Source organism: Streptomyces sp. CA-278952 (assembly GCF_028747205.1).
In the GTDB taxonomy this organism is placed as follows: domain Bacteria; phylum Actinomycetota; class Actinomycetes; order Streptomycetales; family Streptomycetaceae; genus Streptomyces.
On sequence record NZ_CP112880.1, the window covers coordinates 7,972,082 to 7,989,521 of the forward strand.

Here is a 17,440-nt window from a genome sequence, read left to right on the forward strand (position 1 = left end):
CGCGCGGAGCTTCATGAAAGGGGCCGCTCGTCAGCCCGGGAACGTCCCACTGTCGCGGAGTTCCCAGCGCCTCTCCGCGTACGCCAGGTCGTCCCGCCACAACCGGCCGGCCGAGGCACGCATCAGGGGGCGCAGCAGAGGGGCGGCCGCCCGGGCCACGGCGAAGCCACGACGGTCCGACGCCGCGACCAGTGCCTCCGTCACGGCGGTCCGGGGCTTGCCCCGCTCGTCCGGAGCGAGGGGTGTGGCGTGGGTCTCCACGACGGACCCCGCGCCCTCGCCCTCGACGATGTGCATGACGACCGTACGGGGCTCGGGCGCCGTGAACCGGGCCCGGACCGGCACCACCAGTCGCCCGGCCACCTTGAAGGACACGTCGACGGTGAACCCGTCGTCGTCCGCCGGGCTGTCGGCGGGCGTTCCCGTCACCGTCAGGTCCACGAAGGAGTACGGGTGGAACCACGCGCCGTGCCAGGGATCGAGACGGTTGGCCACGACGTCTTCCGGCTCGCAGCGCCCCACGCCGGAGTAGACCGCCGCCACGGCGTCCCGCGCCCTCGGCCGGCCGGGTAGGTACGGACGTTCCGAAGGGGGCTCACCCCCCATGTGGTCGAGCCGCACCCAGAGAAGGACGCCGTCGTCGAAGGCGGGATAGGGCTCCCATCCGGCGAACGGCCGGCCGTCCAACGCTAGTCCGTGCCAGTGGCAGACCAGCGTGCCGCAGCGGACGGGGCTGTCGCGCAGCGGTGCCCCCAGATGCGGGCACGCACCCGGACCGGTACGCAGCTTTCCCGCGCCGTCGCGCCACGCCACCACTTCGGTGGAGCCGACCGTGACCCCGAGGGCCTTCCCGGGAGGAAGGGCGCGCGAGGCTCCGATGACGTACCAGTTGCCGGAAGGCCTGCTCCGCGCACGCTTCAGGGCCTCCGTGATGAGCCAGGGTTTCGCGTCGCGCCACGTGGGTGCCTGACGCTCCCACGGGACGGGCGCGCGCCGCACCCGCAAGGGAAGACGGCCGGAGCGTGGGCGTCGTGCCGCCGGCCTCATACGGCCTCCCTCCGCACTGGGGCCGGTCCGCCGGCCGTCCGCGGCCGGGACAGCTCGGCGGACCGGGACGCATCGACCGCGTCCGCTCGGCGCCGGCACACCGTGCGCACCGCGACCGCCCGCACCAGACCGTCCAGCGCCACGGCGGCCCGTCGTCGGCGCGGGACGACCGCCCGGCGGTGCAGGACCGCGTACCCGTCCGCCTCGATCGCGTCGAGGATGCCGCTGTACAGCACGAACGCCGTACGGATGCAGGGCCGCGACACCGGGGCGAGCATCGCGATGCCGGGCAGGGCAGCCCGGTAGACGGCTCGGTTGTGGGCTGCGGCGGCCCGCAGGACATCGGTGATCCGGCTGTCCGGCATCCCCGTGCTCCGGCTCCACTCGAAGCGGTCCCGGTCCGCCCCGTGCGCGGCCAGCAGCTCGGTCGGCAGATAGAGCCGTCCCCGGTCCAGGTCCTCACCCACGTCCCGCAGGAAGTTGGTCAGCTGGAAGGCGACACCGAGCGCGGCCGCGTGCGGTGCCGCTTCCTCGCGCGCCACCACCGTCCCGAGCACCGGAAGCATCTGGAGGCCGATCACCGCGGCCGAGCCGTGCATGTACCGGCCGAGTTCCTCGTACGAGGCGTAGCCGCCGACCGTCAGGTCGCTGCGCATGGAGGACAGGAAGTCGGTGAAGTGCCGATGGTCGATGGTGTACCTGGCCGCCGTGTCGGCCAGGGCACGGATCACCGGCTCGGCGGCCCGCGCCCCCCGCAACCCTGCCTCCAGCTGGGCTTCCAGGCCGAGCAGGGCGCGGGCGCGCTCCCCCGGCGTGGCCGGGGTGTCGAGATCATCGACGATGTCGTCGGCCCAGCGGGCGAAGCCGTACAGGGCGTGGACGGCCGGCCGCCGGTCGACGGGGAGGAGCCGCGTCGCGAGGAAGTAGGTCTTGCCGTGACGTGCGTTGAGACCCCGGCAGCGGGTGTAAGCGGCCCGGAGCGCGGGATCGTGGATGCCCGCTGCATCGAGTTCGTGGACGGTCATGCGCTGGAACCTCCCGGGGCGGAGCGCGGGGCTCGGGCGATACGAGGGCCGGTGATCCTCTCCGCCGCCAGCTTCCCGGAGATCAGGACGGTCGGCACGCCGACACCGGGTGTGGTGCCGCAACCGGCGAGGACGGCGTTGACCGTGCCCCGCACCAGGTTGCGCGGCCGGAAGGGTCCGGTCTGGGGGAAGGTGTGGGCCACGGAGAAGGGGGTGCCCGCCGCATGCCCCTGTGCGGTCCAGTCGACCGGCGTGACCAGCCCCTCCTCCTCGATCGCCGCGCCGAGACCGGGCATCTCGCGGCGCTCCAGCTCGGCCAGCAGCTCGTCCCGGTAGCGGGGTCCCAGCTCCCGCCATTCCCGTACGCCGGGCCCGACCTCGGTGTTCGGGCAGGGAGCCAGCACATAGTGGAGGTGCTTGCCCGGCGGTGCGAGAGAGGGGTCGGTCGCGGTGGGCCGGGTGATGAGGAGCGAGGGGTCCGACATCAGCCGGCCGGTGCGGGTGAGTTCGTGGAAGGTGTTCTTCCAGGCCGCGCCGAAGGAGATGGTGTGGTGCGCCAGGTCCGGCCAGGTGCGATCCGTGCCCGCGTGCAGGATCACCGCGGACGGCGAGTGCCGCAGAGGCAGGGGGCGGTGCGGGGTGCGGCCGAGCAGTCGGTAGCTGACGGGCAGATCGGGGGTCAGGACGACCGCGTCGCACGGAATGTGCTCCTGGTCGGTGACGACAGCGGTGACCCGGTCACCCGAACGCTCCAGCCGGGTCACCCTCTGCCCGTAGCGGAGCACGGCTCCCGCGTCGGAGGCCGCGTCCGCCATCGCCCGGGGAAGAGCGTGCATGCCGCCCCGGGGGAAGTACACACCGGCCACCGTGTCCATGTAGGCGATCACCGCGTACGCGGCCAGCGCCCGTGCCGGGGGCACGCCCGCGTACAGCGCCTGGAAGGAGAAGACCCTGCGCAGCCGCTCGTCCGAGACGAAGTGTCCGATCCGCGCGTCGAGCCGGCCGAAACCGCCGAGCGCCGCGAGGCGGGCCAGGTCGGGGTGGGCGAGCTGGAGCGGTGAGTCGAAGTTGGTGTCGATGAAACGGCGCATCTGCACCCGGTAGAGGCGCTCCAGCCAGATCCGCAGCCGCCGGTAGCCGACCGCCTGCCGGGCCCCCGCGAACTCCTCGACTGCGGCCTCCATCGCGGCACCGTCGGTGTGCACGTCGAGCTGGGACCCGTCGGCGAACCGCGCCCGGTAGGCGGGGGCGAGCCTGATCAGTTCCAGCCGGTCGGCCATCCGCTCCCCGACCGCGGCGAAGGCATCCTCCACCAGATCCGGCATCGTCAGTACCGTCGGCCCGGTGTCGATACGGAAGCCGCCCGACTCCAGGAGCCCGGCCCGGCCCCCGGGCACGTCCTCCCGCTCGACGACCGTCACGCGGCGGCCCGCGCCCAGCAGGTGCAGCGCGGCGGCCAGTCCTGCCAGACCGGCACCGACCACCACCACATGGTCGACGGGCCCCTTGACCGTGATCACCCCGCATTACCTCCTTCGGTCGTCATCAGGACCGGTGAGGCCCCTGCCACCCCGGTGCCGCCACCGTGCGTCTCACCGGCGGTGGTGGGGGAGTGGGCGGTCCGCTCCCCGGAGACCGTGCGCAGCAGACCGAGCAACTGGCGGCCGCCGTGCGCGTCCACGTCGACGGCCTGTCCCAGACGACGTACGGCGTGGTCGCGGAGGTGCTCCGCCTTCCGCTCCACATGGGCGCGCGCCCCCGTCACCTCGAGCACGCCGCGTACGTCCGCGAGATCCTCCTCGGTGAGGTCGGCGTTGCCGGTGGCGCGGCCGAGTACCGCCAGTGCTTGTTCGTCGCCCGACGCTTCGGCCGAGTTCCGGGCGACAGCCAGCAAATAGGTCGACTTGCCCTCGCGGATGTCGTCGCCGGACGGCTTCCCGGTCAGCGCCGGGTCGCCGAAGACCCCGAGCAGATCGTCCCGCAGCTGAAAGGCGATACCGGCACACCGGCCGGCGGAGCGCAGAGCGTCGGTGGTCCGGTCATCGGCGCCCGCCAGGGCGGCGCCGATCGCCAGAGGCCGCTCGACGGAGTACGAGGCACTCTTGAGGCAGGCGGTCCGCAAGGCTTGCGCCACGGACGACCCACCGCTGAGCTGGCCACGCAGATCCAGATACTGCCCGGCGACCATCTCGGTCCGCATGGCCCGCCACAGGGCGCCGATCCGACGACGCTGAGCGGCGGACAGCACGGTCTCCGCCACCGTGTCGTCGGCCCAGACCAGTGCGAGGTCCCCCGCCAGCACGGCGGCCGAGGCGCCGAAGTCGGAACCCCGCTCGGAATCCGGCGAGAGACCCGCACGTTCTGCCAGACCGATGTGCATGGCAGGCTTCCCCCGGCGAAGCCGCGAGCGGTCCATCACATCGTCATGGATGAGCGCGCAGCTCTGGATCAGCTCCAGCGCCACCCCGAGCCGCAGCGCGGCCGCGGTCTCCGCCGCACCACAGGAACGCATCCCCCACCACAGGAGGCGGGGCCGCATCCGCTTGCCGCCCTCCAGCGTGAAGTCGGCGACCCGCCGTGCCAACTCCTCGCAGAACGAGGCGTCGCTCCGCACCGCCTCGTCGATCCGGTCCGCCAGCACGGCCCGTGCGGTGCGCAGGACCGAACCGACCACGTCCGAGTCCACGACCCGGGCGTCCTCGGACGACGGGGTGTGCTGGCGGCCTCCGCGCACGTCGTGGGCCGGGCGCGGAGAATCACTGAACGAGTGCTTCGTAGGCTGGCGGCGGCCCATCTCACGCCTTTCCGAGATCAGTGGTGATGACGAACGACTCGACACTCCGCCCGGGCGCGTACCCCGATCGCATGCCTTCGTGCACTGCCGATCGAAAATTCGCGTCGTGGCGCGAAGGCAGGCACTGATGCAGAGACGATCACGTCGGTCGTGCACTCCCGGTGGAGAAACACCCCGGAACCGCCATGACGACGGCCACCACGCCCGTATGGCCCACGTGAACGGGCGCACACCGGCCCGTCCCGGCAAAAGTACTTCTCTCGGCTCGTGGTGCGACCTCGGCGCTCGACGAGGTGGGCGAGCGTCCTGTGGGCCCGGGAGGAGAACGCCCACGACGGGGGATGCACGGCGGGGGGCCGAACGAGTTCTCCTTGCCGGGACGCCCGCGTGCCGCATATGCCAACGGTTGTCTCATCGGCCAGGTTGGTCGCACTGCACCTACCGATGACATGAAGGAGAGTGCCATGATGCGTCGTATCGCGATCACGCTGGCGGCTGTCGCCGCGGCCGGGCTCGTCGCCGCGGGACCGGCTTCCGCGCAGGCAACGAACGGCTGGGACGGCCCGGCCGGCGGCGGTCACGCGGAGGTCGAGGGTGGCTGGGCCAGCGGCGAGTACCGCAACCTCGGCGGCCCGTACGGGATCACCTACATCAAGGGCGAGAAGGCCTACTTCGACGCGGAGCGCGGCTACTTCGTCCGCTGACCCGGCAGCCGGGCGCACCCGGCTGCGGCAGTTCCGGAACGGGTGAGGGCCCGCCCCACCACCCGCACTGTCGTTGAGGATCGACGACGCGGTGGTGGCGGTCAGCGCCGGCCGCTCCGCGGTGCGTCCCTCGGCTCCGAGGGACGCACGGGCGGGCCCTCAGCCCCGGTCGGCCCCCGCCGCCACCGCTTTCGCCCAGCGGTAGTCCGCCTTGCCGCTGGGTGAGCGCTGGATCCGGTCGGCGAGCACCAGCGCGCGGGGGACCTTGTAGCCGGCGAGCCGGGTCCGGCAGTGCGCCTGTATCTCGTCCAGAGTCAACGTCTGTGCTTCGGAGCGCAGTTGGACCACGGCGGCGACCCGGTTGCCCCAGCGCTCGTCGGGTACGCCCGCGACGAGCGCGTCGTACACGTCCGGATGGGACTTGAGGGCCTGCTCGACCTCCTCCGGATACACCTTCTCGCCCCCGGTGTTGATGCACTGGGAGCCCCGGCCGAGCACGGTGACGATGCCGTCCGCGTCCACGGTCGCCATGTCGCCCAGCAGCACCCACCGCTCCTCGCCCCTGCGGAAGAAGGTGTCGGCGGTCTTGGCCGGGTCGTTGTAGTAGCCGAGCGGGACGTGCCCGCGCTGGGCGATGCGGCCCGGCTCGCCCGGGACCACCGGCTCGTACGTCACCGGATCCACCACGGCCGTACGGGCGTTGACCTGCACCCGGAAGCCCTTCTCCGGTCCCGAGTCGGCGGTGGCCGTGCCGTTGAAACCGGACTCCGAGGAACCGAAGTTGTTCAGCAGCATCACCGTCGGCACGAGCGCCTGGAACTCCGCCCGCACCGAGTCCGACATGATCGCCCCGGAACTCGAGACGGAGAACAGCGACGAGCAGTCCGTCCCGCGCGACTGCCCCTTCAGGCAGTCGATCAGCGGGCGCAGCATCGCGTCGCCGACCAGCGAGACACTGGTGACCTTCTCCTTCTCGATCGTCCGCAGCACCTCGGCGGGAACGAACTTACGGTGCACGACGACGCGTTGGCCGAAGTTGAAGCCGATGAACGCGGTCAGCGTGGAGGTCCCGTGCATCAGTGGCGGGGTGGGGAAGAAGGTGATCCCGTCCCCGCCCGCGGCGACCCGCTCCGCCAGCTCCTGCGGGCTCTTCACCGGGTCGCCGGTCGGGGCGCCGCCGCCCAGGCCCGAGAAGAACAGATCCTCCTGACGCCACATCACACCCTTCGGCATCCCGGTCGTGCCACCCGTGTAGATGATGAACTGGTCGTCGCCCGAGCGGGGTGCGAAGCCGCGCCCGGCCTCGCCCGACGCCTCCGCCTCGGTGAACGGCATGACCCGCACGGTCGGGGGAGCGACGGGGGCGGGCCCCACCCGGAGGAGGTGGCGCAGGCCCGGGGCCTGCGGAGCGGCCGCCGCGACCCGCTCGTCGAACTCGCCGTCGAAGACCAGCGCCGCCAGGTCGGCGTCCCGGTAGAGGTAGACCAACTCCTTCTCCACATAGCGGTAGTTGACGTTCACCGGGACGATCTGCGCCTTGAGGGCTCCCAGCACGGTCTGGAGGTATTCGACCCCGTTGTAGAGGTGCAGCCCCAGGTGCTCGCCCGGCCGGATTCCCGTGTCGATCAGATGATGGGCGATCCGGTTGGCGGCGGCGTCCAGCTCCGCGTACGTGAGCCGCCGCTCCGCGCCCGTGCCGGGATGGTCGACGTACAGGAGCGCCTCGCGGCCGGGCACCGCGTCGACGACCGATTCGAACAGGTCGGCAAGGTTGTACTCCACCGTTCCTCCTGACCCCGGGTGACTGGCGACTCGGCCGTCATTAGAGCGCCGGGCGGCACAACTGGGAAGGGGTGGCGCCGAAACAATCTGACGAGCTGTCAGAAATCTATTGAACTGCGTCCCCTCCTCCTGCAACCTGTTCCAGGTCTGGAGAACAGGAGTCGGTCATGGGCGGTACGGAACACCTCACCGTGCGGCGCGAAGGCGCCACGCTGGTGCTCACCTTGAACAGACCACAGGCCAGGAACGCACTCTCGTTGCCGATGCTCGTCGGCCTGTACGACGGCTGGCTCGCGGCCGACGCGGACGACACGGTCCGCTCCGTCGTCCTGACCGGAGCGGGCGGCGCGTTCTGCGCCGGCATGGACCTCAAGGCCCTGGCGGGCGGCGGAATGGAGGGGCAGGAGTACCGGGAGCGGATGACGGCCGACCCGGACCTCCACTGGAAGGCGATGCTGCGCCACCACCGCCCGCGCAAACCGGTGATCGCCGCTGTGGAGGGCCCCTGCGTCGCGGGCGGCACCGAGATCCTCCAGGGCACCGACATCCGCGTGGCCGGAGCGGGAGCCACCTTCGGGCTCTTCGAGGTCCGCCGGGGCCTCTTCCCGATCGGCGGCTCCACGGTCCGGCTGCCCCGTCAGATCCCCCGCACCCACGCCCTCGAAATGCTCCTCACCGGCCGCGCCTACACCGCAGACGAGGCCGCCGCCATCGGGCTCATCGGCAGGGTCGTGCCCGACGGAACGGCGCTGGAGGAGGCCCTCGCCGTCGCCGAACGGGTCAACGCCTGCGGGCCGCTCGCCGTCGAGGCCGTCAAGGCGTCGGTCTACGAGGGCGCCGAGCTGGCCGAGGCGGAGGCGCTGGCCGCCGAACTCAAGCGCGGCTGGCCCGTGTTCGCCACCGAAGACGCCAAGGAAGGCGCGCGCGCATTCGCCGAGAAGCGGCCGCCCGTCTACCGGCGCGCCTGAGCGCTGAGCGCGCGGCTCCTCAAGCCCTCAGCCCTCTCAGCAAGGAGGCAGCAGCCATGTCCGACATCCTCAGCGCCCCGCTGGTGGTCGAATTCCCCTTCACCCGATCGCTCGGGCCCGTCCAGAGCGCCTTCCTCACCGGACTGCGCGAACGCACCGTCCTCGGCGTCCGCACGGAGGGCGGCACGGTGCTCGTGCCGCCCGTGGAGTACGACCCCGTCACCGCGAACGAGATCAGCGACCTCGTCGAGGTCGCCCCCACCGGCACCGTCACCACCTGGGCCTGGAACCCGGACCCACGCCGCGACCAGCCGCTCGGCACGCCCTTCGCCTGGGTGCTCGTCCGCCTCGACGGGGCCGGCACCGCGCTCCTGCACGCACTCGACGCGCCGGGCCCGGACACCGTGCGCACCGGGATGCGCGTCCGCATCCGCTGGGCCGCGACGCGCACCGGAGCCATCACCGACATCGCCTGCTTCGAACCGTGCGACGGTGAGCCCGTCAGCACCGAACCCGCTCCACACACAGGGGAGTTCGCCGACCCCGTCACCGGCATTGTCGCCCCGGCCCGCCTCGACTACGTCCATACCCCGGGCCGCGCGCAGAGCGCCTACCTCACCGCCCTCGAAGGCCACCGCACTGTCGGGGAGCGCTGCCCCGCCTGCCGCAAGGTCTACGTCCCGCCGCGCGGAGTCTGCCCCACCTGTGGGGTCGCCACCGCCGAACAGGTCGAGGTCGGCCCGCGCGGCACGGTCACCACCTTCTGCATCGTCAACATCAAAGCGAAGAATCTCGACATCAAGGTCCCGTACGTCTACGCCCACATCGCCCTCGACGGCGCGGACCTCGCGCTGCACGGACGCATCGCCGGAATCCCGTACGACCAGGTGCGCATGGGCCTGCGCGTCGAGCCCGTCTGGACCGAGGACGCCCGTCACCCCGACCACTACCGGCCCACCGGGGAGCCCGACGCCGACTACGACACGTACAAGGAGCTGGTGTAGATGCGGGACGTGGCCATCGTCGCCTTCGCCCAGACCGCACACCGGCGGCGCACCGACGAACTCTCCGAGGTCGAGCTGCTGATGCCCGTCCTCCACGAGGTGCTCGGCGCGACCGGCCTCAGGGCGAACGAGATCGGGTTCACCTGCTCCGGCTCCGCCGACTACTTCGCCGGGCGGGCCTTCTCCTTCACCATGGCGCTCGACGGAGTCGGCGCGCATCCGCCCATCTCCGAGTCCCACGTCGAGATGGACGGGGCCTGGGCGCTGTACGAGGCCTGGGTGAAGATCCAGACCGGCGAGGCGGACACCGCGCTCGTCTACTCCTACGGCAAGTCCTCGCCCGGCCGGGTCCGCGACGTCCTCACCCGCCAGCTCGACCCCTACTACCTCGCCCCGCTCTGGCCCGACTCCGTCGCGCTCGCCGCCCTCCAGGCGCAGGCCCTCATCGACGCGGGCGCCACCGACGAACCCGCCCTCGCCGAGGTCGCCGCCCGCAACCGCACCGCCGCCGTCGGCAACCCGCACGCCCAGCTCACCGGCGACGTTCCCGCGGGCGACTACCTCGTGCGGCCGCTGCGCACCGGCGACTGCCCGCCCATCGGTGACGGGGCCGCCGCCGTGGTCCTCGCCGCCGGGGACACCGCCCGCGCCCTGTGCGCGCGGCCCGCCTGGATCCGGGGCATCGACCACCGCATCGAGGCGCACGGCCTCGGCGTCCGCGACCTGACCGACAGCCCCTCCGCACGGCTCGCCGCCCAGCGCGCCGGAGCCTTCGAACGCCCCGTGGACACAGCCGAGTTGCACGCCCCGTTCACCTCGCAGGAGGTCGTCCTGCGCAAGGCCCTCGGGCTCGGCGACGACGTCCGCGTCAATCCCTCGGGCGGCGCGCTCGCCGCCAACCCCGTGATGGCCGCCGGGCTGATCCGGCTCGGCGAGGCCGCCGCCCGTATCCACCGGGGCGAGTCCGACCGGGCGCTCGCGCACGCCACCTCCGGCCCCTGCCTGCAACAGAACCTGGTCGCCGTCCTGGAAGGGGAGAGCACTCATGCCTAAGGAGCCCGTCGCCGTCGTCGGCATCGGCCAGACCAAACACGTCGCCGCCCGGAACGACGTGTCCATCGCCGGACTGGTCCGCGAGGCCGCCCTCCGGGCGCTGGAGGACGCCGGGCTGACCTGGAGCGACATCGACGCCGTCGTGATCGGCAAGGCCCCCGACTTCTTCGAGGGCGTCATGATGCCGGAGCTCTACCTCGCCGACGCCCTGGGCGCCGTCGGCAAGCCCATGCTCCGCGTCCACACGGCGGGCTCGGTCGGCGGCTCCACCGCCCTGGTCGCCGCGGGCCTCGTCGCCGCCCGCGTGCACCGCACCGTCCTGACCCTCGCCTTCGAGAAGCAGTCCGAGTCCAACGCCATGTGGGGCCTCTCCCTGCCCGTCCCCTTCCAACAGCCGCTGCTGGCCGGCGCGGGCGGCTTCTTCGCCCCGCACGTACGGGCCTACATGCGGCGTACCGGAGCACCCGACGAGGTCGGATCGCTCGTCGCGTACAAGGACCGGCGCAACGCGCTGAAGAACCCCTACGCGCACCTCCACGACCACGGCATCACCCTGGAGAAGGTCCGGGCCGCCCCCATGCTCTGGGATCCGATCCGCTACTCCGAGACCTGCCCCTCCTCCGACGGGGCCTGCGCCATGGTCCTCACCGACCGCGACGGCGCGGCCCGCTCGCCCCACCCGCCCGCGTGGGTGCACGGCGGGGCGATGCGCAGCGAACCGACCCTGTTCGCAGGCAAGGACTTCGTCTCCCCGCAGGCCGGCAAGGACTGTGCCGCAGACGTCTACCGGCAGGCCCGGATCACCGACCCGCGCCGGGAGATCGACGCCGTCGAGATGTACGTGCCGTTCTCCTGGTACGAGCCGATGTGGCTGGAGAACCTCGGCTTCGCCGAGGAGGGCGAGGGCTGGAAGCTCACCGAGGCGGGCGTCACCGAACTCGACGGCGACCTCCCGGTCAACCCTTCGGGCGGTGTGCTGTCCACCAATCCCATCGGCGCGTCCGGCATGATCCGCTTCGCCGAGGCGGCTCTCCAGGTGCGGGGGAGGGCCGGGGAGCACCAGATCGACGGGGCCACCAGGGCGCTCGGCCACGCCTACGGCGGAGGGGCGCAGTTCTTCGCCATGTGGCTGGTGGGAGCGGAGCCCCCGCCCGGCTGAGGGGGAGCGGTGGGCCCGGTCCCGCGCGGCCCGGGCCCGGCTCCGCAACGTGAGCCGGGACACGTAACATGGCAGCATGTCCTTCCTCCGCCGCCGTAGCGCCGCAACACCCGCGGGCCCGGACTTCGACGTCCTGGCCATGGACCCCGGGGACTGGCCCGGCAACCTCGGCGCCGGTCTGCTCCCCGCCCCCGACGGTAGCTGTCAGGGTGTCTTCCTCCGTTACGACCTGTACGGCGGCCGGGGCCCGGCGATGATCATCGGCAATCTTCCGGAAGGCTCGCCCGCCCGCGAGACCGAGGAGGGCCAGGTCCCCTTCGAGGTGGCCCAACTGCTCCTCGCCCTGGAGAACGACGAGCCGATCGAGGTCGTCAGCTCCGAGGACGTTCCCGTCATGCAGGGCGACAACCTGCTGATCGTCCGCCGCGTCAAGCTCTCCGAGAGCCGTATCGCCTGCGTCCAGTTCGACCGCAGCGACGGTGTCCTCGTAACCATCGCCAGCTGGGACCGGCCGATCACCGACGATCTGTACACCCTGCTCAAGCCCCTGCCCGCAGAGCTGTTCCAGCAGGGCTGAAACGTCCCTGCGCAAGGCCGCCCGGATGCGTCCGGGCGGCCTTTTCCGTTGTCCGGGCGGGTATCCGGCCATTCCGCGTGCCCGGGTGGGCGGCGGCCCGAGAGGAGGACTAGGGTAGAAAACGAAACGACTGTTCAAGTTGTAGCGATCGTTCAAGTTGATGGATCGTTCGCCGCGGAGGGTCGCCCCTACGCCTGCCCACGGAGGTCCGCGCATGGCCAACCCCTACGGCGTCCTGTTCCGGACGCCCGGATCGAGGACCTTCTCCGCCGCCGGGTTCGTCGCCCGCATGCCCCTGTCCATGGCGGGCATCGGCATCATCGCGATGGTGTCGCAGATGCGCGGTGACTACGGCCTCGCCGGAGCCGTCTCCGCCACCTTCACCCTGTCCATGGCCCTGTGCGGTCCGCGGATCTCCCGGGCGGTCGACCGCCGGGGCCAGAGCCGGGTGCTGCCGCCGGTCGCCGGACTGAGCGTGATCGCGCTCGGCGCGCTGCTGCTCTGCGTCCGGTACGACGCCCCCGTCTGGACCCTGTTCGGCTGCGCGGCGGTGGCCGGAGCGATGCCCAACATGGCGGCGATGGTGCGTGCCCGCTGGACCCACGCCCTCAAGGGCTCCGACCGGCTGCACACCGCCTACTCGCTCGAATCGGTCGTCGACGAACTCACCTTCGTCGTGGGCCCCGCACTCTCGGTGGCCCTGTGCACCGCGCTGTTCCCCGAGGCCGGGCCGCTGGTCGCCGGGGTGCTGCTGATACTCGGCGTCCTCATGTTCGTCCCGCAGAAGCGCACCGAGCCCCCGGTGGCCCGGCCGGCCGAGGGCCACCCGCGAAGCGGCTCGGCGATCCGCGGCGGAGCGCTCCGCCTGCTGGCCCTCACGCTCGCGGCCGGCGGCGCCATCGTCGGCACCGTCGACGTCGTGAGCGTCTCGTTCGCCGAACAGCAGGGCTCACCCGCCGGCGCGGGAATCGTCCTCTCGGTCTACGCGGCCGGATCCGCCGTCGCCGGGCTGGTCTTCGGGACGCTCAAGCTCACGACGCCGCTGCCACGGCTGCTCGTCATCGGCACCGCCGGGACGGCGCTCACGACCCTTCCCCTGCTGCTCGTCGGGGACATCGTCTCGCTGTCCGCCGCCGTCTTCCTCGCGGGCCTCTTCTTCGCGCCTACCATGATCGTGGTGATGGGGCTGGTGGAGAGGGCGGTGCCGCCCGCCGCACTCACCGAGGGCATGACCTGGGCCATCACCGGGCTCAGTGTGGGCGTCGCGTCCGGCGCCGCGGTGTCGGGAGCGATCGTCGACCGCTTCGGTCCCGGCGGCGGCTTCGGCGTCGCCGTCGCCGCGGGCGCGGCCGCCCTGCTGACGGCGTTGTGCGCCCGGCGTCCGCTGGAGCGGAGCCTTCAGGAGCGTCACGACCGCGACGCAGGGGAGCCGGCCGAAGCTCCCGGCGGGCCCGCGCACTGACGGGCCCGTGCCGCAGCACACCCGCCGTCCCATCCACCACGACGCCCGGAGGCACCGTGCACGCACCGCAGACCGACGGACGCCTGCTCAAAGGCGAGCGACGGAAGGAGGAGCTGATCGAGGCCACGCTCCAGGTGGTCGCCCGGGAAGGAGTCGCGGGCGTCAGCCACCGGGCGGTCGCGCGCGAGGCGGGCCTGCCCGCCACCGCCGCGGCCTACCACTTCACGAGCATCGACGACCTGCTCACCGGCGCGCTCACCCGCTGCATGGACCAGGACGCGGACCGCATGCTCCGGCTGGCCGAGGAGACCGACGGCGGCCCCGAGGGCATCACCGCGCTCGCGGAGCTGCTGGCGAAGGTCGTCAACGGCCCCGGACGGCTGCTCGCGGAGTACGAGCTGTACCTGCTCGCGGCCCGCCGCCCGGAGCTCCGCGGCTCCACCCGGCACTGGCTGGAGGCCATCGCCGCGTACGGCCGCCGCTACACCGACGACCCGGTCCGGGTACGGGCGCTCAAGGGCGTCATCGACGGCCTGCTGCTCCAGGGGCTGTTGACCGACACCCCGCCGACGGCGGCGGAGTTCGAGGCGGTGCTCCGGCACGTCCTGCTCTGAGCCCCCGCCCCGTCCGCAACCGGCCGCGGCCCGCCGTCCGTTCCTCCGTACGACGGGCCGCGTCCCGGAGAACTACGCCGGGCTGCCCGCGAGTTGGGCCATCATCCGGGTCACCTGCGCTGCCGAGGTGCCCAGACCCGTGGGGCCGCTCAGATGCCAGGGGGTGTCGTTGCCCTGCCGCAGGTCCTCCTCACGGTAGCGGCGGCAGTCCCGGTGCCAGATCAGGATCCCCGCGATCCAGTGCTTGAGCTCCTGCACATAGCCCGCCAGGACCTCCCGGGCCTCGGCGTCGAGGCCGAAGTCGTCGTACAGCACCGGCAGTTCGACCTCGGCGACATGCAGGAACTGCCGCAGCCGCGAGTTCATCAGGTCGTGCACGATCGCCACGCCCGTCGGATAGTCCACGCCGAAGAAGTTCTGCACGACCAGGACGCCGTTGTGCACCTCGCCCTCGTACTCGATCTCCTTCTGGTAGGAGAACAGGTCGTTGAGCAGGCACGCGTAGTCCGCCGCCGCGTTCTCCAGGGATCGCATCGGACCGCTGCGATAGACCTCTTCCGGGACCTTCCTGCCGTGCCCGAGCCGGCACAGGCTCATCGTCAGGTCCGAGCCGAACGTCGCCCGCCGCATCTCGATGTAGTCCACCGGATCGGGGATACGGTTCTGCGCCTGATTCGCCAGCTCCCACAGCCAGCTCTCGGTCATCGACTCGATCGCCGTCCGGAAGGTGCGCCGCCCGCTCAGGTCCATCGGGGCGGCCGTCCTGCGCCACAGGTCGCCCAGACTCCGCTCCAGGGCGTTCACCGGCTCCGGCGTCCCCCCGCCGTCCAGCGGCATGAACAGCGACAGCCGCTCGTTGGCCAGCCGCGCCCCCGCCAGGTCCCGGGCCCGCCCGTGCACGACCGGGAACCAGTCGTCGCCGTACGTACCCCAGGCCAGCCACCCCGAGGACAGGTCCAGTTCGTCCGGGGTCGCGTCCGGATCCAGCCCCGCCGCGCACAGCGGCAGGTCGATCGCGACGAGCCGCCGCTCGTCCCAGATGTGCGAACCCGGCACGCCCGGCTGGGCCTCCAGGATGCCCATCCGCCGCGCCCAGTCGACGATCCGGACCCGGGCCCCCTCCAGATGCGGGCTCAGCGTCGTCCCGAACGGCAGGTCGAAGTCCGGCAGCAGGGAGGGCCCCACGTGCTGGTACGGAACATGGCTCTGGCTGCGGACCCGCGCGGTCTCCGAGCGGAGCGTGAACCTGATGGAGGCGGCGGACATGCCGAAGCCGGCCACGGCCTCGCCCGCGCCGCCGCCGTTCATGTAGCGGCTGGAGCGCATGTGCCACTCGTGGCCGCCGGACTGCCAGTCCTGGAGGCCCTTGACGTACGCCAGCACGGCCGCGGTCTGCGCCGGGTCCAGGCCCTTCTGGGCGCAGAGCGGGCCGAGTTCGGTCAGTGCGGTGTTCTCGAACTGCTGGAGCCGTGAGGTCAGCAGGTCGTTGACCGCCTCGGCGGCCTCCTGCGTGGAGCAGCCGAGGAACGTCTCCAGCACCAGCACGCCGTTGCTGTTCTCGCCCTCGTCCTCCACCTCGCGCTGATAGGAGAAGAGGTCGTTGCGCAGGTGCACCCCGTCGGAGAACGCGTCCCGCAGCACCCGCAGCGGGCGGGCGTCGGCGACCGAAGCGGGCACCTCGGCGTTGGCCGCGTACTCCACCAGACCCGCCGACCAGGGGGCGCCGCCCACTTTGCGGCGCATCTCGATGTACTCGACGGGGTTCGCGATGCGGCCCTCGTGGATGTTGGCGAGCTCCCACAGGGACTCGTTGAGGAGGTTCTCCGTCGCTTCCGCGAACCGGGCCCGCCAGGCGTCCGACATCGAGGGGACCGTACGCGCCCACAGATCCGCCAGCCCCGCCTCGACGGGATTCTCCGGTTCCGGCGTCGGGGCGCCGCGATCCATCGGCATAAAGGCGGGCAGGCGGTCCAGATACCGCTTGCCGCCCTCCCGGTCGGGCGTGCGCTTGAACAGTTCCAGGAAGTGGTCGTCGAAGAAGAAGACCCACACGTACCAGTCGGTGACCAGGGAGAGCGCCTCGGCCGAGCAGTCGGGGTGGGTGTAGGCGCACAGGAGGGCGTAGTCGTGCGCCTCCAGGTCCTTCTCCTCCCAGATGCCGGATCCCTCCAGCATCCCCATGGAGCGGGCCCACGCCCGGGTGTGCGTGCGTGCAGCCTCCACGTGAGGGTTGAGCCGCGCCGGGTACGGAACATAGAAGTCCGGCAGTGAGAAGGGCTGTGCCATGTGCGTCAGGCCTTTCCAGAAGCCTCCACGCGGGTAAACGCGCGGACCGGTGGTGTCCGCGCAGCACTACCCTTCGGCCATACGGAGCACGCACGACGGCGAATAGTCACATAATCGCGGCGCTGGTGCGTGCTCGGAAGGCGGTCGTTCGCCGGTCGGTCGTTCGGGAGTCTGCCGCTCAGTAGGCGGAGTCGACGTTGTCGATCGAGCCGTACCGGTCCGCGGCGTAGTTGGCGGCGGCGGTGATGTTGGCGACCGGGTCGGTGAGCTTCTTCGGGGTGCCGTTGACGTGGTAGGCGTCGAAGGTGGGCTGGATCACCTGGAGGAGACCCTTGGAGGGAATGCCGTTCCGCGCGTTGATGTCCCAGTCGTTGACGGCGTTCGGGTTGCCGCTGGACTCGCGCATGATGTTGCGGTGCAGCCCCTCGTAGGAGCCGGGGATGTTCTTCTTCTTCATGATGTCGAGCGACTCGCGGATCCAGCCGTCGAGGTTGTTCGCGAACTTCTTGGGCGCGGGGGCCACGCGCTCGGTGGAGCGGTTGGCGGCCTGCTTCTCGGAGCGCGCCTCCGCGGCGTCCTTCTCCGCGGTCGCCTTGCGGGCGGCCGCTGCCTTCTTCGCGGCGGCTTCCTTGGCGGCGGTCTCCTGAGCGGCCTTCTTGGCCGCCGCGTCCTTCGCCGTGGGGATACCTGCGGCGGCGACCGGCTCCACGGAGACGGAGGACCGGGCCGCCGTGGTCTGCGCTTCGCTCGGGCCGCCGGTGGCGGCTATGGCGCTGACGGAACCGGCCGCGACGAGCACGGCGGTGGCGATCTTGTGCGAGCGGGTGATGCGCAGGGTGGAGATGCGGGGCATGCGTGAGCTCTTCCTATGGGGGACGGGCTTCGCGGCCTTCGCGCGCCGCGTCGGCAGGAACCGGGAGGTCCGGACCGCGTTCGCCGGTGGGCGATCGACGGCGGCTCGTACT

General features: G+C 71.9%; 15 protein-coding genes. 8 read left to right on the top strand and 7 right to left on the bottom strand.

Annotation, left to right across the window (positions count from 1 at the left end; translation table 11 throughout):
• Positions 1 to 30: 30 nt before the first annotated feature.
• The 4 genes from N7925_RS34915 to N7925_RS34930 are packed head-to-tail and all read right to left on the bottom strand — an operon-like array spanning position 31 to position 4,866.
• Positions 31 to 1,047: a DUF5914 domain-containing protein gene (locus N7925_RS34915; protein WP_274346273.1), complete on the bottom strand. Its 1,017-nt coding sequence runs from the start codon at positions 1,045 to 1,047 to the stop codon at positions 31 to 33.
• Positions 1,044 to 2,072, bottom strand: a complete 1,029-nt coding sequence (locus N7925_RS34920; protein ID WP_265603521.1) for a phytoene/squalene synthase family protein — start codon at positions 2,070 to 2,072, stop codon at positions 1,044 to 1,046. The genes N7925_RS34915 and N7925_RS34920 overlap by 4 nt, the downstream gene beginning before the upstream one ends.
• Positions 2,069 to 3,592 (bottom strand): phytoene desaturase, encoded by a 1,524-nt coding sequence (locus tag N7925_RS34925; RefSeq protein ID WP_265603522.1) that lies wholly within the window; start codon positions 3,590 to 3,592, stop codon positions 2,069 to 2,071. Before N7925_RS34925 ends, N7925_RS34920 begins: the two co-directional genes overlap by 4 nt.
• On the bottom strand, positions 3,589 to 4,866 hold the full coding sequence (locus N7925_RS34930; RefSeq protein WP_274346274.1) for a polyprenyl synthetase family protein: 1,278 nt from the start codon (positions 4,864 to 4,866) through the stop codon (positions 3,589 to 3,591). The genes N7925_RS34925 and N7925_RS34930 overlap by 4 nt, the downstream gene beginning before the upstream one ends.
• 464 nt (positions 4,867 to 5,330) lie before the next feature.
• Here N7925_RS34930 and N7925_RS34935 point away from each other — a divergent pair, with 464 nt between their 5' ends.
• Complete coding sequence (locus N7925_RS34935; RefSeq protein ID WP_265603524.1) at positions 5,331 to 5,570, top strand: hypothetical protein; 240 nt, start codon at positions 5,331 to 5,333, stop codon at positions 5,568 to 5,570.
• Positions 5,571 to 5,729: 159 nt separating this feature from the next.
• Here N7925_RS34935 and N7925_RS34940 read toward each other — a convergent pair whose 3' ends face one another.
• Positions 5,730 to 7,352, bottom strand: a complete 1,623-nt coding sequence (locus N7925_RS34940) for an acyl-CoA synthetase (protein ID WP_274346275.1) — start codon at positions 7,350 to 7,352, stop codon at positions 5,730 to 5,732.
• Positions 7,353 to 7,519: 167 nt separating this feature from the next.
• Here N7925_RS34940 and N7925_RS34945 point away from each other — a divergent pair, with 167 nt between their 5' ends.
• The 7 genes from N7925_RS34945 (at position 7,520) to N7925_RS34975 (ending at position 14,189) form a co-directional block, all read left to right on the top strand.
• Positions 7,520 to 8,320, top strand: coding sequence for a crotonase/enoyl-CoA hydratase family protein (locus N7925_RS34945; RefSeq protein WP_274346276.1), 801 nt, complete (start codon positions 7,520 to 7,522; stop codon positions 8,318 to 8,320).
• A gap of 56 nt (positions 8,321 to 8,376) precedes the next feature.
• Entirely contained in the window at positions 8,377 to 9,324 is a 948-nt protein-coding gene (locus tag N7925_RS34950; RefSeq protein WP_274346277.1) for a Zn-ribbon domain-containing OB-fold protein, read from the top strand.
• A complete protein-coding gene (locus N7925_RS34955) occupies positions 9,325 to 10,377 on the top strand; it encodes a thiolase domain-containing protein (protein ID WP_274346278.1) in 1,053 nt (350 codons plus the stop codon).
• Entirely contained in the window at positions 10,370 to 11,536 is a 1,167-nt protein-coding gene (locus tag N7925_RS34960; RefSeq protein ID WP_274346279.1) for a thiolase domain-containing protein, read from the top strand. The genes N7925_RS34955 and N7925_RS34960 overlap by 8 nt, the downstream gene beginning before the upstream one ends.
• 76 nt (positions 11,537 to 11,612) lie before the next feature.
• Positions 11,613 to 12,113 carry a hypothetical protein gene (locus tag N7925_RS34965; protein WP_003971159.1) on the top strand — a complete coding sequence of 167 codons (501 nt, stop codon included), beginning with the start codon at positions 11,613 to 11,615 and terminating at the stop codon, positions 12,111 to 12,113.
• A 214-nt stretch (positions 12,114 to 12,327) separates the two neighbouring features.
• Positions 12,328 to 13,575 (top strand): MFS transporter, encoded by a 1,248-nt coding sequence (locus tag N7925_RS34970; protein ID WP_265603530.1) that lies wholly within the window; start codon positions 12,328 to 12,330, stop codon positions 13,573 to 13,575.
• A 56-nt stretch (positions 13,576 to 13,631) separates the two neighbouring features.
• Complete coding sequence (locus tag N7925_RS34975; RefSeq protein ID WP_265603531.1) at positions 13,632 to 14,189, top strand: TetR/AcrR family transcriptional regulator; 558 nt, start codon at positions 13,632 to 13,634, stop codon at positions 14,187 to 14,189.
• Between the two features lie 72 nt (positions 14,190 to 14,261).
• On the opposite strand, the gene N7925_RS34980 is transcribed toward N7925_RS34975, so the two are convergent.
• The gene (locus N7925_RS34980; protein ID WP_265603532.1) at positions 14,262 to 16,475 is read right to left on the bottom strand and encodes a terpene synthase family protein; all 2,214 of its coding nucleotides are present in this window, start codon (positions 16,473 to 16,475) and stop codon (positions 14,262 to 14,264) included.
• A 178-nt stretch (positions 16,476 to 16,653) separates the two neighbouring features.
• Positions 16,654 to 17,328, bottom strand: coding sequence for a transglycosylase SLT domain-containing protein (locus N7925_RS34985; protein ID WP_265603533.1), 675 nt, complete (start codon positions 17,326 to 17,328; stop codon positions 16,654 to 16,656).
• Between the last annotated feature and the right edge of the window lie 112 nt (positions 17,329 to 17,440).